Genomic DNA, 19,911 nt, shown 5'->3' on the forward strand with positions numbered 1-19,911 from the left:
AGGCAATACCCTGCAAAGGGACACAATCAACGAGGAAACACCATGACGACGACAAAGGCCCGCCTTTTCGCACTCAGTGCATTGACCGCAGCAGCAATGATGCCGCTTGCCGGTAATGCCCTTGCGCAGGATGCCACTCCGCGCGAAGCAACCATCAGTGTTTCCGGCGAAGGCCAGTCGGCAATCGCGCCCGATATGGCGATCCTGTCATTCAGTGTCGTCAAGCAGGCGGAAACGGCGGCTGCGGCTCTGACAGAGAATTCCAAGGCGCTCGCCGAGGTTCTGAAATCGCTGAAGGCGTCCGCCATCGAAGACCGCGACCTGCAGACGAGCAATTTCTCCGTGCAGCCGCTTTACAAGCATTATGAGCCGAAAGACGGCGTTTACGTTGCACCGGAAATTACCGGCTATCAAGTTTCCAACGGACTGACCGTGCGCGTACGCGACCTGAAGAAGCTGGGCGAGATACTCGATACCTCCGTCAAGCTCGGTATCAACCAGGGCGGCGATATTACCTTTACCAATGACAAGCCGGAAGCAACCGTGACCGAGGCCCGCAAGCAAGCCGTTGCCGATGCGCTGGCCAAAGCGAAAACGCTGACGGAAGCGGCGGGCGTGAAGCTTGGACGCGTGATCCAGATCAGCGAGAACATGCAGCGGCCCATGCCGGTGCCGCAGACCATGATGCGCGCTTCGATGGCGAAGGAGGCCGACAGCGTGCCGATCGCTTCGGGTGAGAACAGCTACAGCGTGGTGGTCAACGTCACCTTCGCCCTGGGCGAATAAAACAGTCGGAGCGGCGGCATTGCCCGCCGCCCGCATTTGCCGAACGGCTGCGCGTAACCGCCACCCGAGAGGCCACAAAAAGAAACGCCCCCCGCCTGTCAGAACAAGCGAGGGGCATTTTTTTTGATCCGCGCGAAGGGCGGGGGATTTCCGCGGATCAATATCAGCCGTTTAGCGACGGATCACCGGGCAACCACGCTCATTGGCGAAGAAGATGCGGTCAGGGCCGCGACGGTCGAAGCCTGCAACCACGACACGGCGCGGCGATACATCGACAACGCGCGCGCGGCGAAGACCCATGCGGCTAGCCTTTTCCTCCGCAAGCCGCGGCGAGCAACCGTAACGCGGGCGGTCAGGACGGCCCCAACCCGGACCAGGACGATCGGGACGACCCCAGCCCGGGCCGCGGCCTCTGTCATGACCGTATCCATCCTGAACCTGAACTCTGAGCTGAACATCCGGGCCAGCCGAAGCAGCTGGAGCGGTGACGGAAATTCCGCCGAGGGCGATGAGGGCAGCCAGGCCGGCTTTTGCGAAGGTACTGAACATGAACTCACTCCGTTTGGTTCTGCGCCGGCAGGGACGTCCCCCGGCGATTGACGAGACCCTAGACCCGCCCGCCTGAACGCCGACAGAACCGCATGTTCAGCAGACGTTCAGAGACATTAACGGGAAAACGAAAGGAAAAGTCGGGGCTTTTGACGGGAATCATGGGGAGATATGCAGAACGATTTCACGGCGGTGCGGCCGGTCGCGATGTTCGAAAAGATAAAGGCCCTGCCATGTGCCAAGGGTAAGCCTGCCATCGCTGATCGGTACTCCGATGGAAACCGCGGTCAGGGCCGATTTGATGTGAGCAGGCATGTCATCAGGGCCTTCGAGCGTGTGGACGACCCAGCGCATGGAGACATCGTCGGAAGGTGGCACGAGGCGGGAAAAAAATATCGCCAGATCGCGCCGAACATCCGGATCGGCATTTTCCTGGATAAGCAGGGAGCAGGATGTGTGCCTGACGAAGACGGTCAAAAGGCCTTCGTCCACGCCTGCCTCCTTCACAAAGCGCTCGGCCTCGGACGTAAATTCGTAGAGCCCCTGCCCGTGGGTGGTGGTAATGGTCATTTTCTTCTGCGGCACGTTATTTCCTTTAGAAAATTCGGAACAAATTAGGCACTGCAAACGTTGGACCATGTCGAATTGTAACTGATGGCGAAAAGGCTTGCTTCCATGACATGGCGGCTGCCTTTAATAGAACGGAATACCGGCGTCACGGTTGCAAAAAACGGGGAAGGATTGGCACTATCAGAATGAACCATTCAGGCTTTCCCGTCTGCGGACGACTAAACTATTTTCAGTGCAAGACAGGCAGAGGGTGCGAGAGATAGATTCATGGCATCCACTGATTATAATGTCGACCTGACAAATTGCGACCGCGAACCCATCCACATTCCAGGTTATATTCAATCGCACGGCTGCCTGATCGCTTGCGATAACGCCATGCGCATGGTCCTGCGACATTCGGAAAACTGTCGCGAGATCTTGCGCGTCGATGGCGATATCAACGGCAGAACCGCCGAAGAAGTGCTTGGTAAAAATCTCGTCCATGACCTTCGCAACGCACTCACGGTAACCGGCAGGACCACCCGCCCTGCCATGCTGCCCAATATGGAACTGCGCGATGGTCGCAGCTTCGATATTGCGCTCCACCGCTATAAATCCACGACGATCATCGAATTCGAACCGTCAGGGAGCGAGACCCAGCCGCTTGGTACCGCACGCAAGATGGTGGACCGCATTCGCGAGGCGGACACGGTCGAAAGCCTGATTTCGAGAACAACCCGGCTGGTAAAGGCGACCTTGGGTTACGACCGGGTGATGATCTACCGTTTCGAGGATGACGGTGCAGGCAAGGTCGTGTCGGAGGCAAAGCAGCCGGAACTGGAAAGCTTTCTCGGACAATATTTTCCGGCAAGCGACATACCGCAACAGGCCCGCACGCTCTATCTGAAAAACACACTGCGTATCATATCCGACGCCAGCGGAATACGAGTTCCCGTATTGCCCGCCATCGATGTGTCTGGTGAACCGCTTGATCTGTCATTCGCGCATTTGCGCAGCGTTTCTCCCATCCATTGCGAATATCTTCGCAATATGGGCGTTGCTGCCTCCATGTCGATTTCGGTGATCGTCGATGGCGCCCTGTGGGGTCTTATCGCCTGCCACCATTATTCGCCACGCGTTCTGACGATGTCGGTCAGGATCGCCGCAGAAATGTTTGGAGAGTTTTTCTCCATGCATTTGCAGGTCCTTAAGCAGAAGCGCAAACTCGATACCGTCAACCACGCCCATGCCGCTCTCGACCGCTTCCTGCGGCTCGCCGCCCATCACGCGCACATTGAGGAACTGCTGATCGACAGTTTCCAGGATTTTGCCGATCTGATGCCATGCGACGGCGTCGGGCTTTGGGTGGACAACAACTGGCACGGCCACGGCGCAACGCCGCCCGCGGATGCCATTCCAAGGCTGGCGCGCTTCGTAACCTCTGTCAGTGAGGGAAGGGTCTGGGCAACCCATGCCATCTCGCAAGCCATACCGGAAGCGGAGATTTATGCAGATACCGCAGCCGGAATGCTCGCCATTCCGCTGTCGCAGGTCAAAAACGACTATCTGCTGTTTTTCCGCAGGGAGATCGTGCAGAATCTGAACTGGGCCGGCAACCCGGAAAAATCCTATGAGACCGGTCCGCTCGGCGATCGTCTCACCCCGCGCAAGAGCTTCGCGATCTGGAAGGAGACCGTGCGCCTGCAGGCGCAGCCATGGTCAGATGCGGACCGGGAAATTGCCGAAGCCGCAAGAATAGCGTTGGTCGAGGTCGCATTCCATCACAGCGAGCTGATGGCGGGCGAAAGGGAGCGCGCGGAAGTGCGCCAGCGCATGCTGAACGAGGAACTCAACCACCGCGTCAAGAACGTTCTCGCCATTATCAAATCGCTGGTCGGCAATCCCTCGCAGGAGGGTAAAACCCTGCAGGAATATGTCGGTGCGCTGAAGGGTCGTATCCAGGCATTGTCCTTTGCCCATGACCAGATCATTCGCGGTGAAGGCGGCGGGTCATTGCGCGACCTGCTGGACGCCGAATTGTCGCCGCACCGTTCAGCCGAGGCCGTTGTTGATCTCGCCGGACCACAGGTCACGCTCGATTCGCGCGCATTTTCCGTCATGGCCCTCGTACTGCATGAACTGGCGACGAATGCTGCCAAATACGGCGCGCTTGCGCAGACCGGCGGAAAACTGGATCTACGCTGGGAAGTCGACGAAAACCGCGATTGCCTGATACATTGGCGCGAAATTCTGCCTACCAAGCTGCCCACACCATCACGCTCCGGGTTCGGCACGGCGCTCATCAGCCGCAGCATCCCCTACGATCTGGGCGGACGCAGCACCATTCGGTATTTGCCTGATGGACTGGAGGCGGAAATTCTCCTGCCCTCCCGCCATATCTCAGCAGTCATGACAGCTTCCGAGATGAAGACGGAGGATGACGCCGTACCACAACCCAGACGGTCCAACCGGGAGGAAACGTTGAAAATATTGCTCGTAGAAGACCAGATGCTGATCGCCATGGATGTGGAAAACATGCTGGAAGACAACGGCATCAAGACAATCGAAACCGCGACCTCCTCGGCAATGGCCATCGAGAAACTGAAGAGCTACGTGCCGGATGTGGCTATCCTCGACATCAATCTCGGTTCCGACACCTCCATCGCCGTCGCACGCGAGCTTCACCGCCGCGGCATCCCCTTCCTGTTCGCAACCGGCTATGCCGATGCCAGCATGGTGCCTGACGACTTCGGCAACGTGCCTGTTATCAGGAAGCCGTACGACGAGGATGCGCTGATGGCGGGTATCGGGCTGTTGGTCGGGGATACGGAGAGGGTGTAAGCTCCCAGCCCTGCTGACCGACATGTCCAGACTCGACGTTATCCTTGGGCTTGTCCCAAGGATTTAAACACGTCTACAAAATCAGTCGGTTGCATATCCTCGGGACAAGCCCGAGGAAGACGGAGTGGCGGACGGAAACCTTCGTCAGCAAACCAAAAGTTTAAAAAAACTAGCCTTCATTGAAATCGGGTGAAGCCCCGCTTTTTCGCCTCATCCGGTGTTAAGGCGTTCCCAATTTTAAACCGGAAGGCCGTCACGGCGTAGTTATCCAGATCGACTTCGCACTGAAAAGACACATCGTGCCAGCTATTGCCGGTGTTGAATGCGCCGCCGGAAGCATCAATCGAATTCCCCGATATCCTCCCGCCCGTATCCGAATAGGGTATCATGCCACGGGCGGCAAAACCCGCGCCCTGAATTTGCGCCAGAGCCTCCGTGCTGCAAAGCTGAACAATGCGGCGGCGGGGCGGCAGATCACCAAACATCTGGCGTCTTTGGGCCGGAGAAAGCAGCGACGAAGACAATAATTGTTTCGCGGCCGGAAGTTTCGCGGGCTTCTCCTTTGCCACCTCGGCAGGTTTTTCGTCAGCCGGTTTCTCCTGCGGCACAGGCGCCTTTTCCGGCTCAGCCTCTTGCTTGACGGGTGAAACCGCAATTTCTCCCTGCTCGGCGGACGCCTTGAGATCGCCGTTGGCGGCAGATGGCGCGGGCTTATCCTCAGCCGTCTTTTCAGGCTGGCTTTCAGGCTCCTTGGAAGGCTCGGTCTTGTCCGCTTCCTCCGCCTTACCTGGCTTGTCCTCTGGGTCCGCCTGCGTCTCCTCCGGCCGCATGGCGATCGCCGGCAGCGTCGCCTGCAAGGGCGGCGAAGGTTTCGGCTCCTCTGCCGGCGGAGCGGGCGGCGGCGGTGGAGGCTGCGGCTTTTCTTGCTTTGCCTGCTCGGCGGCGGGAGGCTTGGCTTCTTCCGGCTTCTTTTCCTCAGGCGGCGGCACCAGATCGACGCTGATGCTTTCCGGCTCCTGCGGTTCGGCTATGCGTTCGGGCAGTTCAAAAAGAAAGATCGCGACCACAGCCAGATGCAGCAACACGGAGACGGGCACCGCCCATCCCTTCCCTCGCCATCTGCTTGCCGAAACCTGTTGCATGTTATCGAGCCAAATCGAACCTGAGCATTTCCGAAAACGCGGAACGCTTTGTTTTCACACATAAGGCTTGTCGCAGAGATCGCCAGTGCGGGAAACAAAAAACCCGGCCAGAGGTGACTGACCGGGTTCAATTTTAAAGCAGGCAAAGGCTTAGCTGTCGAGGAAGCTTCTGAGCTTTCTGGAGCGGCTCGGATGCTTCAGCTTGCGCAGTGCCTTCGCCTCGATCTGGCGAATACGTTCGCGCGTGACCGAGAACTGCTGGCCGACTTCTTCCAGCGTATGGTCGGTGTTCATGCCGATGCCGAAACGCATGCGCAGAACACGTTCTTCACGCGGCGTCAGCGAGGCGAGAACGCGGGTCGTCGTCTCGCGCAAGTTGGCCTGAATGGCGGCGTCGATAGGCAGCAGCGCGTTCTTGTCTTCGATGAAGTCGCCGAGATGCGAATCCTCTTCGTCACCCACAGGGGTTTCGAGCGAAATCGGCTCCTTGGCGATTTTCAGAACCTTACGCACCTTTTCAAGCGGCATGGCCAGCTTTTCCGCCAGCTCTTCCGGGGTCGGCTCACGGCCGATCTCGTGCAGCATCTGGCGCGAGGTGCGAACGATCTTGTTGATCGTCTCGATCATGTGAACCGGAATACGGATCGTGCGCGCCTGGTCGGCGATCGAACGGGTGATCGCCTGTCTGATCCACCACGTCGCATAGGTCGAGAACTTGTAACCACGGCGATATTCGAACTTGTCCACCGCCTTCATCAGGCCAATATTGCCTTCCTGAATGAGATCGAGGAACTGCAGGCCGCGGTTTGTGTATTTCTTGGCGATGGAGATCACGAGACGCAGGTTGGCCTCGACCATCTCCTTCTTGGCGATACGCGCTTCGCGCTCACCCTTCTGTACCATGGAAACGATACGGCGGAATTCGGCGATGGAAATACCGGTTTCCGTCGACAGATTCTGGATTTCCTGACGGATCTCGCGGATCGTGTTGCTTTCCTCGCGGGCGAATTCCTTCCAGCCGCGGGCGGCCAGATTGGCAATCGACTTCATCCAGTTCGGATCGAGTTCCGCACCGTGATACTGCTCGAGGAAGCTGTCGCGCTTGACGCCATAGGATTCGGCAAGGCGCAGCAGCCGGCCTTCGTTCTGCATCAGACGCTTGGAAATATCGTAAAGCTGCTCGACAAGGCTGTCGACACGGTTCTGGTTCAGCGACAGCGACTTCACAGCCGTGATCAACTGGTCCTTGAGATCCTTGTAGCGGCGCTCTTGACCGGAGGACAGGGTCCCCGTGCAGGCAAGGCGAGCTTCGACCTGCTGGTCCTGAAGCTTGCGCAGCTTCTTGTAGGTGTCGGCAATGGTGTCGAGCGTTTCCATGACCTGCGGACGCAGCTCGGCTTCCATCGCGGCAAGCGAAAGGTTGGACTCGTCGTCGTCCTCTTCTTCCTCTTCCGGCGGCAGGCCATCGCCACCCACATCAGTCACATCCTCGTCACCGGAGGGCGCACGCAGTCTGCGGGTCTTTTCCTTCTCTTCGGCGGCCTTGCGGTCCGCCTCGATCTTTTCCGGGCTCTGGAACTGCGGGGCAGCCTTGGCTTCCGGGCCGGAATAGGTGGTTTCGAGATCGATGATCTCGCGCAGAAGCGTCGTGCCTTCGTTGAGTTCGTCGCGCCAGATGATCAGCGCCTGGAACGTCAACGGGCTTTCGCAAAGGCCGGAGATCATCGTTTCGCGGCCGGCCTCGATGCGCTTGGCGATGGCGATTTCGCCTTCGCGCGACAGAAGCTCTACGGAACCCATTTCGCGCAGATACATGCGCACAGGATCGTCGGTACGGTCGGTCGGTTCTTTTTTCTTCGCGGTCGCAAGCGCGGTACCGCCGGAAGGTGCCAGTTCGCCGCCTTCGGACTCTTCGTTATCGGAATCGTCGCTTTCGGCTTCGCCCGGTGCTTCCTCGGCATCCTCGTCCTCGATAACGTTGATGCCCATATCGGACAGCATCGCCATCGTGTCTTCGATCTGCTCGGACGTCACTTCTTCGGACGGCAGGACGGAATTCAGCTCGTCCATCGTCACATAGCCGCGCTTCTTGGCGGCCTTGATCATCTTTTTGACCGCGTCATCCGAAAGATCGAGAAGCGGACCGTCCGTCGCACCGTCGCGTTCGTTTTCTGCTTCTTCGTTTTCTTTGACTTTGGTTGCCATCTATCTCGTCGCTTTCCCTGACGCTAACACCTGTTCCGCCGCATAGCCGTTCGCCTTGAGAGCATCCGGCTGATAACAGCGAATCACTGTCAGACACCTAACGGAGTGATCTTTAATTGCCGATTAACCACGGCAGCCTCAGGCAGAATGCAAAGACAGTGCACCCGAAAATGCTTGCTCATGCAATTTCTATCCGCCAAGGCTCATTCCACCTTACTATTCCTGAATTGGTGATTCCCGCTATTTCCCGCCCCGTCAAGCCTTTGAGGGCGAGACAGCCACGGAAATTCATAAAAAGGGCCGCATTTTGCGAGTTATCACCAGACTACCCCCTATTTAGGGCGCTTGCAGCAAAAGGCAACCCCACACGTCTTTCTATTCTTGGCCGCAGTTCTCAGCCATGGCCGACAGCCGGACCCTTTACCCGGCCGGACATGACGCCGAAACCATCGATGATCGCTTCCTGATTTTCCATTCGGCCGATTTCCAGCTGAACTTCGGCCAGCGCCCGCACCAGAAGCGTGCCGCGTTCGTCGTCCGTCGCCTCGCCTATTTCCCGTTCCAGCTCGCGCTTCTGCCAGAGCAGGGATTTCGTCCTCTTGTGCAGGGAAAGCGCCTGCACATATCCCTCACGCGCATCTTCTAGCGCCGCCTGTTCCGTGGCCGTCCACAGGCGCGCATTGCGCACCTGCTGGTCCATGGTTTTCAAAAGCACCTCGAAACCCTGCTGCGACAGGCGCTCGATCAGCCCTGCCCGCGAAATCTCGGCCGCACTTTCCGCTGCAAAGGTCAGCACAGTCGACCACAGGCGTTGCAGATCGCGGTTCTCGTAATCGATCGCGGCGATCTCGTCATATTCCTCAAGCAGCAGTTCGGGATGGTTGACGATGGTGATGGCGAGAACGCTTTCGCGAAGTGAAGGCTTGGTCTGGTGCCCCCTGACCAGACCCGACTGGGTAAGCCGGTCGGAAATGTTGCTGGCCGGCGCAGCCATGGCTCCACCCCGTCCGGAAGCGTTCCTCTGGAACCCGCGCCCATTACCCTGCTGGCCATCGCGGCGGAAATTTCCACCCTGCGAACCGCCCTGCTGAAAACGCGGCTGGAAGAAGGCATTCAGCCTGTCGCGCATATCCTGCTGGTAAAAACGCCGCACCGCCTCGTCGCCGATGACGGCAACGATCTGCCGCAGCCGGCTTTCAAGCTGGGCACGCTTTTCAGGCGTATCGAAAGTCACCGAAGAGGTCTCGCGGCTCCAGATCATCGCCGCGAGCGGTTTTGCCTCGGAAAGCACACGGTCAAAAGGCGCACGCCCCTCCAGCCGCACGAGATCATCAGGGTCTTTTCCGTCGGGCAAAAGCGCAAAGCTCACCGAACGATCGGGCTTGATATGCGGCAAGGCGAGATCGGCTGCGCGGTTGGCGGCACGAATGCCGGCGCCGTCGCCATCAAAGCAGAGGATCGGCTGCGGCGACATTTTCCACAGGAGATCAAGCTGGCTTTCCGTCAGCGCCGTGCCGAGCGGGGCGACAGCATTTTCGACACCCGCCTGATAAAGCGCAATGACATCCATATAACCTTCGACGGCAATGACGGTGCCACCGGAAGCCTGCGAGGCGCGCCGCGCACGGGCGAAATTGTAGAGAACATTGCCCTTGTGAAAAAGCTCGGTCTCGTTGGAGTTCAGATATTTGGCCACTGCATCCGCCGCCATGGCGCGGCCGCCGAAAGCGATCACCTTTTCGCGCGACGACAGGATCGGGAACATGATGCGGTCGCGGAAGCGGTCATAGGAAACCGGCACGTTTTCATGCACCACCAGCCCGCAGGCTTCCATCTGTTCGCGCGCCACACCCTTGCTCGCCAGATGCTCCTTTAGCGCATTGCGGCTATCTGGTGCAAAACCGAGCCTGAATGTCTCGATGGTGCGCCCAGTCAGTCCGCGATCGCGCAGATAAGCCCGCGCCCGCGCACCAAGCGCGGTCTGCAACTGATCCTGAAAGAACAGCGTCGCCATTTCCATGACGTCCTGCAACGAGGTGCGCTCGCGCTCGCGCTTCTCAGCCTGCGGATCGGGCTGCGGCATGGAGATGCCGGCCATGTCGGCGATCTGCTGAACGGCTTCGGGGAAACTCAACCCCTCGAGATCGGTGAGAAACCGGAAATGATCGCCGGAAACACCGCAACCGAAACAATGGTATCGCCCCTTGCGATCCTCGCAGTGAAAACTCGGGCTTTTTTCGCCATGGAACGGGCAGCAGGCCCAATAATCGCCCCGCGGCGTATTGGTCTTCTTCTTATCCCAGGACACACGTCTGCCGATCACATCAGAGATGTTCACGCGGTCGCGTATCTCATCGAGAAAAGAATTGGAAAATCGCATGGTTTACCTGTTCGAGGCCAGTCTTTCATATAAGCGCAGAAAGGGGTCAGTACCAAACCCAAAGAACCGGAATACCCGATATTCACAGGCCATCGCACTAAAACCGCATCGCCGCTGTCGCCCGCTTCGGGCAAATTTATGGCAGCGCATCATCACAAAAAATTATGTTTTTGTAATTTGAGCCAACCGTCGCCGAGGTATAAAACATATTCAAAGGCAGCGCCCGGACATTCTCATAAAGCTGCTGACGCCCGCAGGCACGTCCCCCGAAAAACGCCTGCGCGTGACCGCATTTTGATCCGCCGAAATGCGCCTTCGTCGGCAGCAAAAAGGCAGGGCAGCCATGGCTGCCCTGCCTTTACTTTTTCCGAACGGGCGAAACCTACTTCAGCAAATCCTTGACGACGCCGGATGCTTTCGCGAAGTCGATCTGGCCGGGATAGCGCTCCTTGAGCGCATTCATGCACTTGCCCATGTCACGCAGGCCGGAGGCGCCGGTTTCGCTGATGACGGCCTGGCACAATTCGCGCACCTTTTCGGCCGGAATCTCTTCCGGCATGAATTCCTTGATGATGACGATTTCCTCGCGCTCCTGAGCGGCAAGCTCGGCGCGACCGGCACCATCATAGATGCTGGCGGACTCTTCCCGCTGCTTTACCATCTTGGTCAGGATCTGCATGATCTCGTCGTCGGTGACGGGGTCCTTGCCCACGCCGCGATTGGCAATATCGCGATCCTTGATGGCCGCCTGGATGAGACGCACGGTCGATGTACGCCGGGCGTCACGAGCCTTCAGCGCGTCTTTCAGAGTATTAGCGAACGTGTCGCGCATCATTTCTTCTTCTCCTTGGGAAAGTGCATTCCGCAGCTTCTCGACACGGAAACTTTCCACCTTATTTTTCGAAACGACATAACCGAGCAAACCCGCTCAAGCAAATCAAATGCATAAGCCTTTGAATGTGCGAAGGTTTAATTCCGCGTAAATCTCGAGCCTGCGGTTGACCGTTTAAGCAGCTTTCGTTATTTTCCGGCACCTGCACGAGATTTTAACGAAGGGTCAAAACGCGAGTTTTTCGCGCGCCCCTTTATGTCACGAAGCCTGCGACAAAAAATGGCCCCTCTCCCCCTGCCTTTCAAGAGGCGGGGTGCGAAGCGGCAGAAACGGAACGAGATGACCGAGACAGCGCCCTGGACTACCCGCAAACCGACCGCAATGCTTGTTCTTGCCGATGGCACAGTGATCGAGGGAACGGGGATCGGCGCAACCGGCAAGGTACAGGCGGAAGTCTGCTTCAACACCGCACTGACCGGTTACGAAGAAATCCTGACCGATCCGTCCTATCTCGGCCAGATCGTCACCTTCACCTTCCCGCACATCGGCAATGTCGGCACCAATGAGGAAGACATCGAAGACCTGACGCCAGCCGCCCGCCGCGGTGCAGTCGGCGTCATCTTCAAGGCCGACATCACCGACCCTTCGAACTTCCGCGCCGCCAAGCATCTGGATGCCTGGCTGAAAGCCCGCGGCGTCATCGGCCTTTGCGGCATCGACACGCGCGCGCTGACGGCATGGATACGCGAAAACGGTGCACCAAACGCGGTGATCGCCCATGATCCCAACGGCGTGTTCGACATCGATGCGCTGAAGGCGGAAGCCAAGGCATGGAGCGGTCTCGTCGGCCTCGATCTCGCCATCGAAGCCACATCCGGCCAATCCTCCACCTGGACGGAAACGCCTTGGGTTTGGAACGAGGGTTACGGCACGCTGAATGAAGCCGATGCGAAGTACCATGTCGTTTGCGTGGATTTCGGCGTCAAGCGCAACATCCTGCGTCTCTTCGCCGGTCTCGATTGCAAGGTCACGGTGGTTCCGGCCCAGACATCCGCCGAAGACATTCTGGCATTGAAGCCGGATGGCGTTTTCCTTTCCAACGGTCCGGGAGATCCGGCAGCGACAGGCGAATATGCCGTACCGGTCATTCAGAACCTCATCAACAGCGACCTGCCGATCTTCGGCATCTGCCTCGGCCACCAGATGCTTGGCCTGGCCGTCGGCGCCAAGACTGAAAAGATGCACCAGGGCCACCACGGCGCCAACCATCCGGTCAAGGACTTCACCACCGGCAAGGTGGAAATCGTTTCCATGAACCATGGTTTTGCGGTTGACGCCAAGTCGCTGCCTGATGGCGTCGAAGAAACCCACACGTCGCTGTTCGACGGCACCAATTGCGGCCTGCGCATCGTCGGCAAGCCGGTCTTCTCCGTCCAGCACCATCCGGAAGCATCGCCCGGCCCGCAGGACAGCCACTATCTCTTCCGCCGCTTCGTCAACCTGCTGCGCGAGAGACAAGGTGAGGCAGCGCTCGCCGAGCGCTGAGACATCTTCGGAAAATCAGGAAAAATATACGGCCCGCTTTCAGCGGGCCGTTTTCATTTCACGCTTCACCAGAATGACGAAACGTATAGTCAAGAGAACGGCCGCCGTCGAAAGGCCGATCACGAAACCGAACCAGACGCCACGTCCGCCAAAGCCGAGCGGAAAGGCCATGGTCCAGGCCAGCGCCAGCCCGATCGGCCAATAGGAAATCAGCGCCAGCATCGCCGGAATGCGCGCATCCTTCAATCCGCGCAGCAAACCTGCTGTCACAGCCTGGATACCATCGACCAACTGGAAGATGCCGGCGATCACCACGAGGCTGCTTGCGTAGGCAAGCACTTCCGCCGCTTCCGGCAACTTCGCGTCAAGAAACCACTTCGCCAGAAATTCCGGAACAGCCGCAAACAGGATGCCGCCGCAAACGGCAATGCCGCAGGCAATCGCGTAGACCATGATGGCGGCGCGCACGAGGTTCCTGAAATCACCCTGACCGAACGCGACACCGACCCTCACGGTCGCCGCCTGCGACAGGCCGAGCGGGATCATGAAAGCGATGGAGGCAAGCTGCAGGGCGATGCCATGCGCCGCAAGCTGCACGGTGCCAATCTGTCCCATCAGGATCGAAGCGGCCGCAAACAGCGTCACTTCGGCAAGGATGGTGATGCTGATCGGCAGGCCAAGGCGCAGCACTTCGAACAGCGCATGCCAGTCCGGCCGCCAGAAGCGCACGAACAGCTCGTATTTCCTGGTTTCCTCACGCGTCTGCACATAAGCGACGATGAAGATGAAGCTGAAGGCATTGACGATGACGGCAACGACAGCCGCGCCGTTCATGCCCATCACCGGCAATCCGAAATGGCCGAAGACCAGCGCATAGGCCATCAAACCGTTCATCACCAACATGATGATGGTGACATACAGAATGATGCCCGCACGGCCGATGGCACTGACAAGCCCGCGCAGCACGTAAAAAAGCAGCGCCGGCAAAAGGCCGAACTTGGCGATGGCGAGATAATGGCCGGTCAACGCCGCAACTTCGGGGTTTTGCCCGAGATAGACCAGAATGCGCTCGGCGTTGAAGAATATCGGCAGGGCAAGAACCCAGTACGCGATTGCAACCCACATGCCCATGCGCAGCGAGCGGCGGGCAGCTGTCGCATCGCCCTGCCCGTAAGCCTGCGCTACCATTGGCACCACGGCCACGGAAAATCCCGAGCCGAAAATGAAGACAACGAAGAAGAACTGCCCGGCCAGCACCATGGCCGCCAGCTTCTCAGCTCCGAGCTGACCGACGATGACCATATCTGTAGTGTGGATGCCAAGCTGCGCGAGCTGCGCACCGACAAGCGGAATTCCAAGCGCAAGCGTAGCCTTGAAATGCGAAAGCCACGACCCCGATCCAGAGGGAACGGTTTCTGCAACAACCGACGAAGACATTGTAATTCACCTGAATTTTGGCCATTGCCCGCGAATTGCGCAATGGCAGCAGGTGATGAATAAAATATTCCCTTCCTGCACGCAACCTTTGCGGATCAATGATCAAAATTTACGCAGAACGGGAATTTTACGTCCACTTGGGCCGAGACGGCCTGACATAAAACAAATTTAGCCGAATTTTACCATTTCACTTTACGCATTAGAATATCGCGAAGTTCTTTCAAACCATAAGCTGCATGACGCAGAATATTCCCGCCATTGAGGCATGTCTTTCCCATTATTTTCCAAGATGAGCCGAATGGGCACATCTGGTTCCAAGGACGTGTAGCTTGCCCAAAAAAACCAATCTCATGACGCGCATTCTGTTTGCGGCGTCATCGCTTGTCGTCGCCGCTTTTGCCGGCTTTTCCTTCTATATCGACAGTCTTCAACACCAGGTGACAACGCAAGCCGTGGCGGAAAATATCGATTCGTCCGGCAAGCAGGCAGCGCAAAGCATCGCCAACTGGCTGAACGGCCGCATCATGCTGACCGAAACGGTTGCGAAGACGCTCGCCAAGCTCCCAGATGACGACGCCAAGCTGCAGTTCCTCCAGAACGACGTGCTGACGGCTCAGTTCATGTCCACCTATTTCGGCAATGCCGAAAGCGGCAGTTTCACGACTTTCCCGAAATTGCCATTGCCGGAAGGCTACGACCCGCGCAAGCGCCCCTGGTATCTGGACGCCGTCAAGGCCGGCAAGCCAGTACTGACCGAGCCCTATAGCGATGCGTCGACCGGCGGCCTTATCATCACTGCCGCCATTCCCGTGTCCATCGACGGCAAGCTGGCCGGCGTGACGGGTAGCGACTTCTCGCTGGATTCGCTGGTAACGATGATCAAGTCGGTGGATGCCGGCAAGGATGGATACGCCTTCCTCGTCAGCAAGGACGGCAAGATCCTCATGCATCCCGATGCGAAATTCGTCGACAAGCCGCTGACCGATCTCTTCAAGGTTGATACACCGGCAATTTCTTCCGCGATTTCGCAAACCGAGATCGACGGCAAGGGCAAGATCACCAGCTTCATTCCCGTCGCCGGTCTGCCCTCGGTCGATTGGTATCTCGGTTTCGTTGTCGATTCCGACGTCGCCTACAGCGCGATCGGCCAATTTCGCCTCGCGGCAACCATCGCTACGATCCTTGCCGCCGCGATCATGATCGCCCTGCTGGCAACCGTTCTCAGCCGTTTCATTGTTCGCCCCGTCACGCAGATGACTGCTGCCATGGAAAGGCTTGCCGCCGGCAATCTAGATGTCGCCATTCCCGGCCAGGAGCGCAGTGACCAGATCGGCTCGATGGCTGCGGCGGTTGCCGTATTCAAATCGAACGCCACGGAACGTCTGCGTCTTGAGGGCGACGCCGAACAGAACCGCACGCTTTCCGAACAGGAGCGCAACGACCGCGAACGACTGGCGGCGAAAGACGCGGCCGACATCCAGTTCGCAGTCGATTCGCTGGCAAAGGGACTGACGCACCTTTCGAACGGCGACCTCAACTACCGGATCGAGACACCTTTCGTGACCCGCATCGACCGCTTGCGCGACGACTTCAACAACTCCGTCGCCAAGCTGAACGTTGCCTTGAGCACAGTCGGCCAGAATGCACGCGCAATCGATGCCGGTGCTGGAGAAATCCGCCAGTCTGCCGACGATCTGGCCAAGCGCACCGAGCAGCAGGCCGCCTCTGTCGAGGAGACTGCGGCCGCACTTGAGGAAATAACCACGACGGTCAAGGATTCCGCCCGCCGTGCCGAAGAGGTAGGCCGTCTGGTAGACCGCACGCGCAACAATGCCGAGCAGTCCGGCATCATCGTCGAGGACGCTGTTCGCGCCATGGAAGGCATCGAAAAATCGTCGTCGGAGATCAGCAACATCATTGGCGTGATCGACGAAATCGCCTTCCAGACAAACCTGCTCGCGCTGAATGCCGGCGTGGAAGCCGCCCGCGCCGGTGAGGCAGGCAAGGGTTTTGCCGTCGTCGCACAGGAAGTGCGCGAGCTTGCCCAGCGCTCGGCAAATGCCGCGAAGGAGATCAAGACGCTGATCAACGCCTCAACATCGCAGGTGCAATCCGGTGTCGATCTCGTCGGCAATGCCGGCAAGGCGCTGGAAACCATCGTCCGCGAAGTCCAGGAGATCAACCGCCACATCGACGCCATCGTAACGTCGTCGCGCGAACAGTCCACCGGACTTCAGGAAATCAACACCGCCATCAACACCATCGATCAGGGCACCCAGCAGAATGCCGCCATGGTCGAAGAACAGACTGCGGCAAGTCACGGCCTCGCCTCGGAAGCGGCGGCGCTCAACGAATTGCTTGCGCAGTTCCAGCTCGCCACGGCAACGCGGCGGCAGGCTGAATATGGGCGTGCCGCGTAGAGCGAGAATAGCTCACTGGTGAGACCATCGCACCGTTACCCCGGATCCAGCCCGGCATGACGGAGGAGACGTTTCAGTATTCATTATGGCCGGAGCGATCCGGCCATTTTTCTTGTCCGCCCTCAGCACGCGAAAAACCCTGTTCCCGCCACTCACACGATCAGCTAGAGCTTGGTCGATCATGATTTGCGGAGGGATCTATGCTGGATTTGATTTGGCGCGGTATTGCCATGGGGGTGGGTGGCACCGTGTTTATGGATATATGGGCGATTGTGCTGCACCGGTTTTTCGGCCAATCCGCCCCGAACTGGGCGCCGGTCGGCCGCTGGTTCTGGCATGTGCCGAAGGGCAGGATATTCCACGACAGCATCGCCACGGCTGAGCCCTACGAGCATGAACTGGCGCTCGGCTGGATTTCGCATTACGCCGTCGGCATTCTCTATGGCGTCATTCTTGCTCTGGTGGTCCCGGTCTCGTGGTTTTCAGAGCCTTCCTTCATTCAGCCTTGGATCGTGGGCATCGTCACGGTCGGCGCGGGCTGGTTCCTGCTGCAACCTGGCCTCGGCATCGGCTGGGCGGCATCGAAGACGCCGAACCCGAACAAGGTTCGCTTTCTCAACCTCGTCGCCCATACGATCTTCGCGCTTGGCATGTATGCCGTGGCGCTGTTGATGCGCTGAATAAAAAGGGGGCTGAAAAGCCCCCTCGTTCATTTGATTCTCAGATATTCGCCGAAAAGGTGTCGCAGTCCTCGACGCGTCCGTTCTGGAAGCCGCGCTTGAACCATTCCATGCGCTGCGCCGACGTGCCGTGGTTGAAACTGTCAGGCACCACATATCCTTGGGTCTGCTTCTGCAGGGTGTCGTCGCCGATCTGGTGGGCAGCGTTGAGCGCTTCCTCAAGGTCACCGGTTTCCAGAATGCCCTTCTGTTCGGTGAACTTGCCCCAGATACCGGCATAACAATCGGCCTGAAGCTCCACACGCACCGACATCTTGTTGGCGTCCACCTGGCTCATGGACTGGCGGCGGCGGTTGAACTCCGGCAAGACACCGGTCAGGTTCTGGACGTGGTGGCCCACCTCATGCGCAATAACGTAAGCCTGCGCGAAATCGCCAGACGCGCCGAAACGCTTGTCCAGTTCACTGAAGAAACTGGTGTCGAGATAGACCTTGCGGTCACCAGGGCAATAGAACGGGCCGCTGGCCGCAGAGGCAGAACCGCAGGCAGACGCAACCTGCCCGGAAAACAGCACAAGGGTCGGTTTCTGATAGGTCTCGCCGGCGGACTGGAAAATGCCGCTCCACGTATCTTCCGTCTCAGCCAGCACGGTGCGCACGAAAGCCGTCGTCTCGTCGGACGATTGGCCCTGCGGCCGAGTGCCCGCCTGCTGGCCGGATTGCTGCGTGGTACCGCCCCCATCCAGTGAAATGTCTCCGCCCGAAAGCAGCGTCAGCGGATTGATGCCAAGCACCCAGCTTATCAGCAGGATCAGCAGAAGACCGCCAATGCCGATGCCGCCGCCGCGGCGCCCGATCGGCACGCGCATTCCGCCACGCGAAAAAGGATCGTTGCCGGATGGCCCCGATCCCGCCGACATGCCGCGCCGATCCTCGATATTGTCCGACTGGCGGCGCCCTCTCCATTCCATGCTTTTCTCTCCGCAAACGTCGCCTCAACAGGCAACCTTATAACGGCACTATAATACATCTTGTTCCGGAAGAAAGCGGAGGTGGGTGCATTCGTTCAGGAGGCTCGCCGCCTTTGCGTGAAGACGGTCAGAGACAGCAGGGCAAACGCGAACACGCCCGCGAAAAGCACCACAAGACCCGGCTGACCGTCACCGAAAGCAACCTCGTGAATGATCCGCCCCGGAACGAAGGTGAAACCGCCTGCGATGACGATACCGCCGAGATAAACACTCTGCATGATCCTCATATGGCGCCTGATTTCGCCCCTGCGCGCGAAAAGGACCGATTGCAGACAGCCATATATGGTGAGAACCGATAAAAGATGAATCGGGCTGAAACCGTAAAACACCCTCAATTCATGAATGAAGAAGGTCGAAACGGACGTCATGACCATCAGCGTCACCCAGATCCTGCCGAGTAGCCGGTGGATGGCGGTTCCTTTGGGGCGAAGGAAAATGAAGGCGCCGAGAATCGCGGCCGGAACAACGGTGGCGACATGGAATTGCACGGCAAGCGGTGCGTCTAGCAAAGGCTGAAGTGACATGGTGAAGCGTTTTGACCCGGTTGAAATTATCGCTAACTTCGGCAAAACATGCGCGAAAGAAAAACGCATTGGCGTCAACCGCAGGAAAACTTCGTGGATCACCTCTCTTTGCAGTCCACGCTTCGTGAAATGCACGCCATCCTGCAATCGCGCAGACTGTGGCTGACCTTCCTTGCCATATTGGCGATCTTCATTCTGACCGGCCCTTTCGGGACAAGTGAGACCATGAGTTTCGCCGACCGGCTGCTTTACTGGACAATCGTTCAGGCTGGCGCATGGACGTTCGCAATATCCTTTTCCATCCTCGCCAACACCATCCTTGCCAGCAGCATTGAAAATATGCTGACACGCATGATGATCGGCTCGCTGACGGCAGCCCTGCCCATCGGGCTGCTGCTTTCCATCATGAACCAAATCTTTTCCGGCAGGGAAATGGGTTTCGCCGCCTTTCTGAAAAGCAGCATGTCGGCCCTGCCGCTCTGCGCCATCTTTTGCCTGCTGAGCTACCTCACGGCCTGCCAGTCACGCGCAACGGCAACGGATGCCGTTGCGGACCCGAATGGAGATGCCAAAGGTGAGGTGAAAAGCATCGCGCCGCTGCTGGAGCGGCTTCCGCCGCAAAAGCGCGGAGAATTGCTGCGGCTGTCGGTGCAGGACCACTATACCGAAATCGTCACCACGCGCGGCCATCAGCTCGTTCTGCTGCGTTTTGCCGATGCGCTGAAAGAAATAGGCCTCACGGAAGGCTTGCAGGTGCACCGTTCCCACTGGATTGCCATTTCCGACGTCGTCTCGTTGCGTAAACAGGCTGGCCGTCTGCACGTCATTACAAGAGACGGTTCGGAAATACCCGTCAGCCGCTCCCATAGCGCGGCCGTGCAGGCCCGTTTCGCCGCGCATACACCGGCGGGTTAAGAGTTTCTGTCGATTCCGGAATTTATGGGGTTCCGTTCTCAAAAACATTTGCCTATAAGCCGCTTCTAGCCTGAAA

General features: G+C 58.4%; 15 protein-coding genes. 6 read left to right on the top strand and 9 right to left on the bottom strand.

Going from position 1 to position 19,911, the window contains the following annotated elements:
* Nucleotides 1-42 precede the first annotated feature (42 nt).
* A complete protein-coding gene (locus ACQZ6D_RS05870; RefSeq protein ID WP_003513348.1) occupies nucleotides 43-786 on the top strand; it encodes an SIMPL domain-containing protein in 744 nt (247 codons plus the stop codon).
* Nucleotides 787-957: 171 nt separating this feature from the next.
* Here ACQZ6D_RS05870 and ACQZ6D_RS05875 read toward each other — a convergent pair whose 3' ends face one another.
* Nucleotides 958-1,335 (bottom strand): hypothetical protein, encoded by a 378-nt coding sequence (locus ACQZ6D_RS05875; protein ID WP_003513350.1) that lies wholly within the window; start codon nucleotides 1,333-1,335, stop codon nucleotides 958-960.
* A gap of 159 nt (nucleotides 1,336-1,494) precedes the next feature.
* A complete protein-coding gene (locus tag ACQZ6D_RS05880; RefSeq protein WP_038491704.1) occupies nucleotides 1,495-1,920 on the bottom strand; it encodes a secondary thiamine-phosphate synthase enzyme YjbQ in 426 nt (141 codons plus the stop codon).
* Between the two features lie 252 nt (nucleotides 1,921-2,172).
* On the opposite strand from ACQZ6D_RS05880, the gene ACQZ6D_RS05885 reads away from it, so the two are divergent.
* Nucleotides 2,173-4,725 (top strand): HWE histidine kinase domain-containing protein, encoded by a 2,553-nt coding sequence (locus ACQZ6D_RS05885; protein WP_065702327.1) that lies wholly within the window; start codon nucleotides 2,173-2,175, stop codon nucleotides 4,723-4,725.
* 176 nt (nucleotides 4,726-4,901) lie between these two features.
* Here the strand turns inward: ACQZ6D_RS05885 and ACQZ6D_RS05890 are convergent, their stop codons facing one another.
* From ACQZ6D_RS05890 to ACQZ6D_RS05905, 4 genes are all read right to left on the bottom strand, one after another.
* The gene (locus ACQZ6D_RS05890; protein ID WP_038491710.1) at nucleotides 4,902-5,822 is read right to left on the bottom strand and encodes a DUF930 domain-containing protein; all 921 of its coding nucleotides are present in this window, start codon (nucleotides 5,820-5,822) and stop codon (nucleotides 4,902-4,904) included.
* Between the two features lie 195 nt (nucleotides 5,823-6,017).
* Nucleotides 6,018-8,072 carry an RNA polymerase sigma factor RpoD gene (gene rpoD / locus ACQZ6D_RS05895; RefSeq protein ID WP_003513359.1) on the bottom strand — a complete coding sequence of 685 codons (2,055 nt, stop codon included), beginning with the start codon at nucleotides 8,070-8,072 and terminating at the stop codon, nucleotides 6,018-6,020.
* Between the two features lie 394 nt (nucleotides 8,073-8,466).
* Nucleotides 8,467-10,452, bottom strand: a complete 1,986-nt coding sequence (gene dnaG / locus ACQZ6D_RS05900) for a DNA primase (RefSeq protein ID WP_013636554.1) — start codon at nucleotides 10,450-10,452, stop codon at nucleotides 8,467-8,469.
* 382 nt (nucleotides 10,453-10,834) lie between these two features.
* Nucleotides 10,835-11,284 carry a GatB/YqeY domain-containing protein gene (locus ACQZ6D_RS05905; protein WP_026330775.1) on the bottom strand — a complete coding sequence of 150 codons (450 nt, stop codon included), beginning with the start codon at nucleotides 11,282-11,284 and terminating at the stop codon, nucleotides 10,835-10,837.
* A gap of 339 nt (nucleotides 11,285-11,623) precedes the next feature.
* Here ACQZ6D_RS05905 and carA point away from each other — a divergent pair, with 339 nt between their 5' ends.
* Nucleotides 11,624-12,829 (top strand): glutamine-hydrolyzing carbamoyl-phosphate synthase small subunit, encoded by a 1,206-nt coding sequence (carA, locus tag ACQZ6D_RS05910; RefSeq protein WP_013636555.1) that lies wholly within the window; start codon nucleotides 11,624-11,626, stop codon nucleotides 12,827-12,829.
* A 39-nt stretch (nucleotides 12,830-12,868) separates the two neighbouring features.
* Here carA and ACQZ6D_RS05915 read toward each other — a convergent pair whose 3' ends face one another.
* A complete protein-coding gene (locus ACQZ6D_RS05915; RefSeq protein WP_065702326.1) occupies nucleotides 12,869-14,266 on the bottom strand; it encodes an MATE family efflux transporter in 1,398 nt (465 codons plus the stop codon).
* Between the two features lie 329 nt (nucleotides 14,267-14,595).
* On the opposite strand from ACQZ6D_RS05915, the gene mcpU reads away from it, so the two are divergent.
* On the top strand, nucleotides 14,596-16,686 hold the full coding sequence (gene mcpU, locus ACQZ6D_RS05920; RefSeq protein WP_065659165.1) for a methyl-accepting chemotaxis protein McpU: 2,091 nt from the start codon (nucleotides 14,596-14,598) through the stop codon (nucleotides 16,684-16,686).
* A 200-nt stretch (nucleotides 16,687-16,886) separates the two neighbouring features.
* Complete coding sequence (locus ACQZ6D_RS05925; RefSeq protein WP_065702325.1) at nucleotides 16,887-17,366, top strand: DUF2938 domain-containing protein; 480 nt, start codon at nucleotides 16,887-16,889, stop codon at nucleotides 17,364-17,366.
* Between the two features lie 40 nt (nucleotides 17,367-17,406).
* On the opposite strand, the gene ypfJ is transcribed toward ACQZ6D_RS05925, so the two are convergent.
* Nucleotides 17,407-18,336, bottom strand: coding sequence for a KPN_02809 family neutral zinc metallopeptidase (gene ypfJ / locus ACQZ6D_RS05930; RefSeq protein ID WP_003513383.1), 930 nt, complete (start codon nucleotides 18,334-18,336; stop codon nucleotides 17,407-17,409).
* A gap of 95 nt (nucleotides 18,337-18,431) precedes the next feature.
* Nucleotides 18,432-18,920 (bottom strand): DUF2306 domain-containing protein, encoded by a 489-nt coding sequence (locus ACQZ6D_RS05935; RefSeq protein WP_019565241.1) that lies wholly within the window; start codon nucleotides 18,918-18,920, stop codon nucleotides 18,432-18,434.
* 48 nt (nucleotides 18,921-18,968) lie between these two features.
* Between ACQZ6D_RS05935 and ACQZ6D_RS05940 the strand changes: the two genes are divergently transcribed.
* Nucleotides 18,969-19,835, top strand: coding sequence for a LytTR family DNA-binding domain-containing protein (locus ACQZ6D_RS05940; protein ID WP_019565240.1), 867 nt, complete (start codon nucleotides 18,969-18,971; stop codon nucleotides 19,833-19,835).
* The last annotated feature ends 76 nt before the right edge of the window (nucleotides 19,836-19,911 follow it).

This window comes from Agrobacterium sp. 22-3639C2 (genome assembly GCF_053522105.1).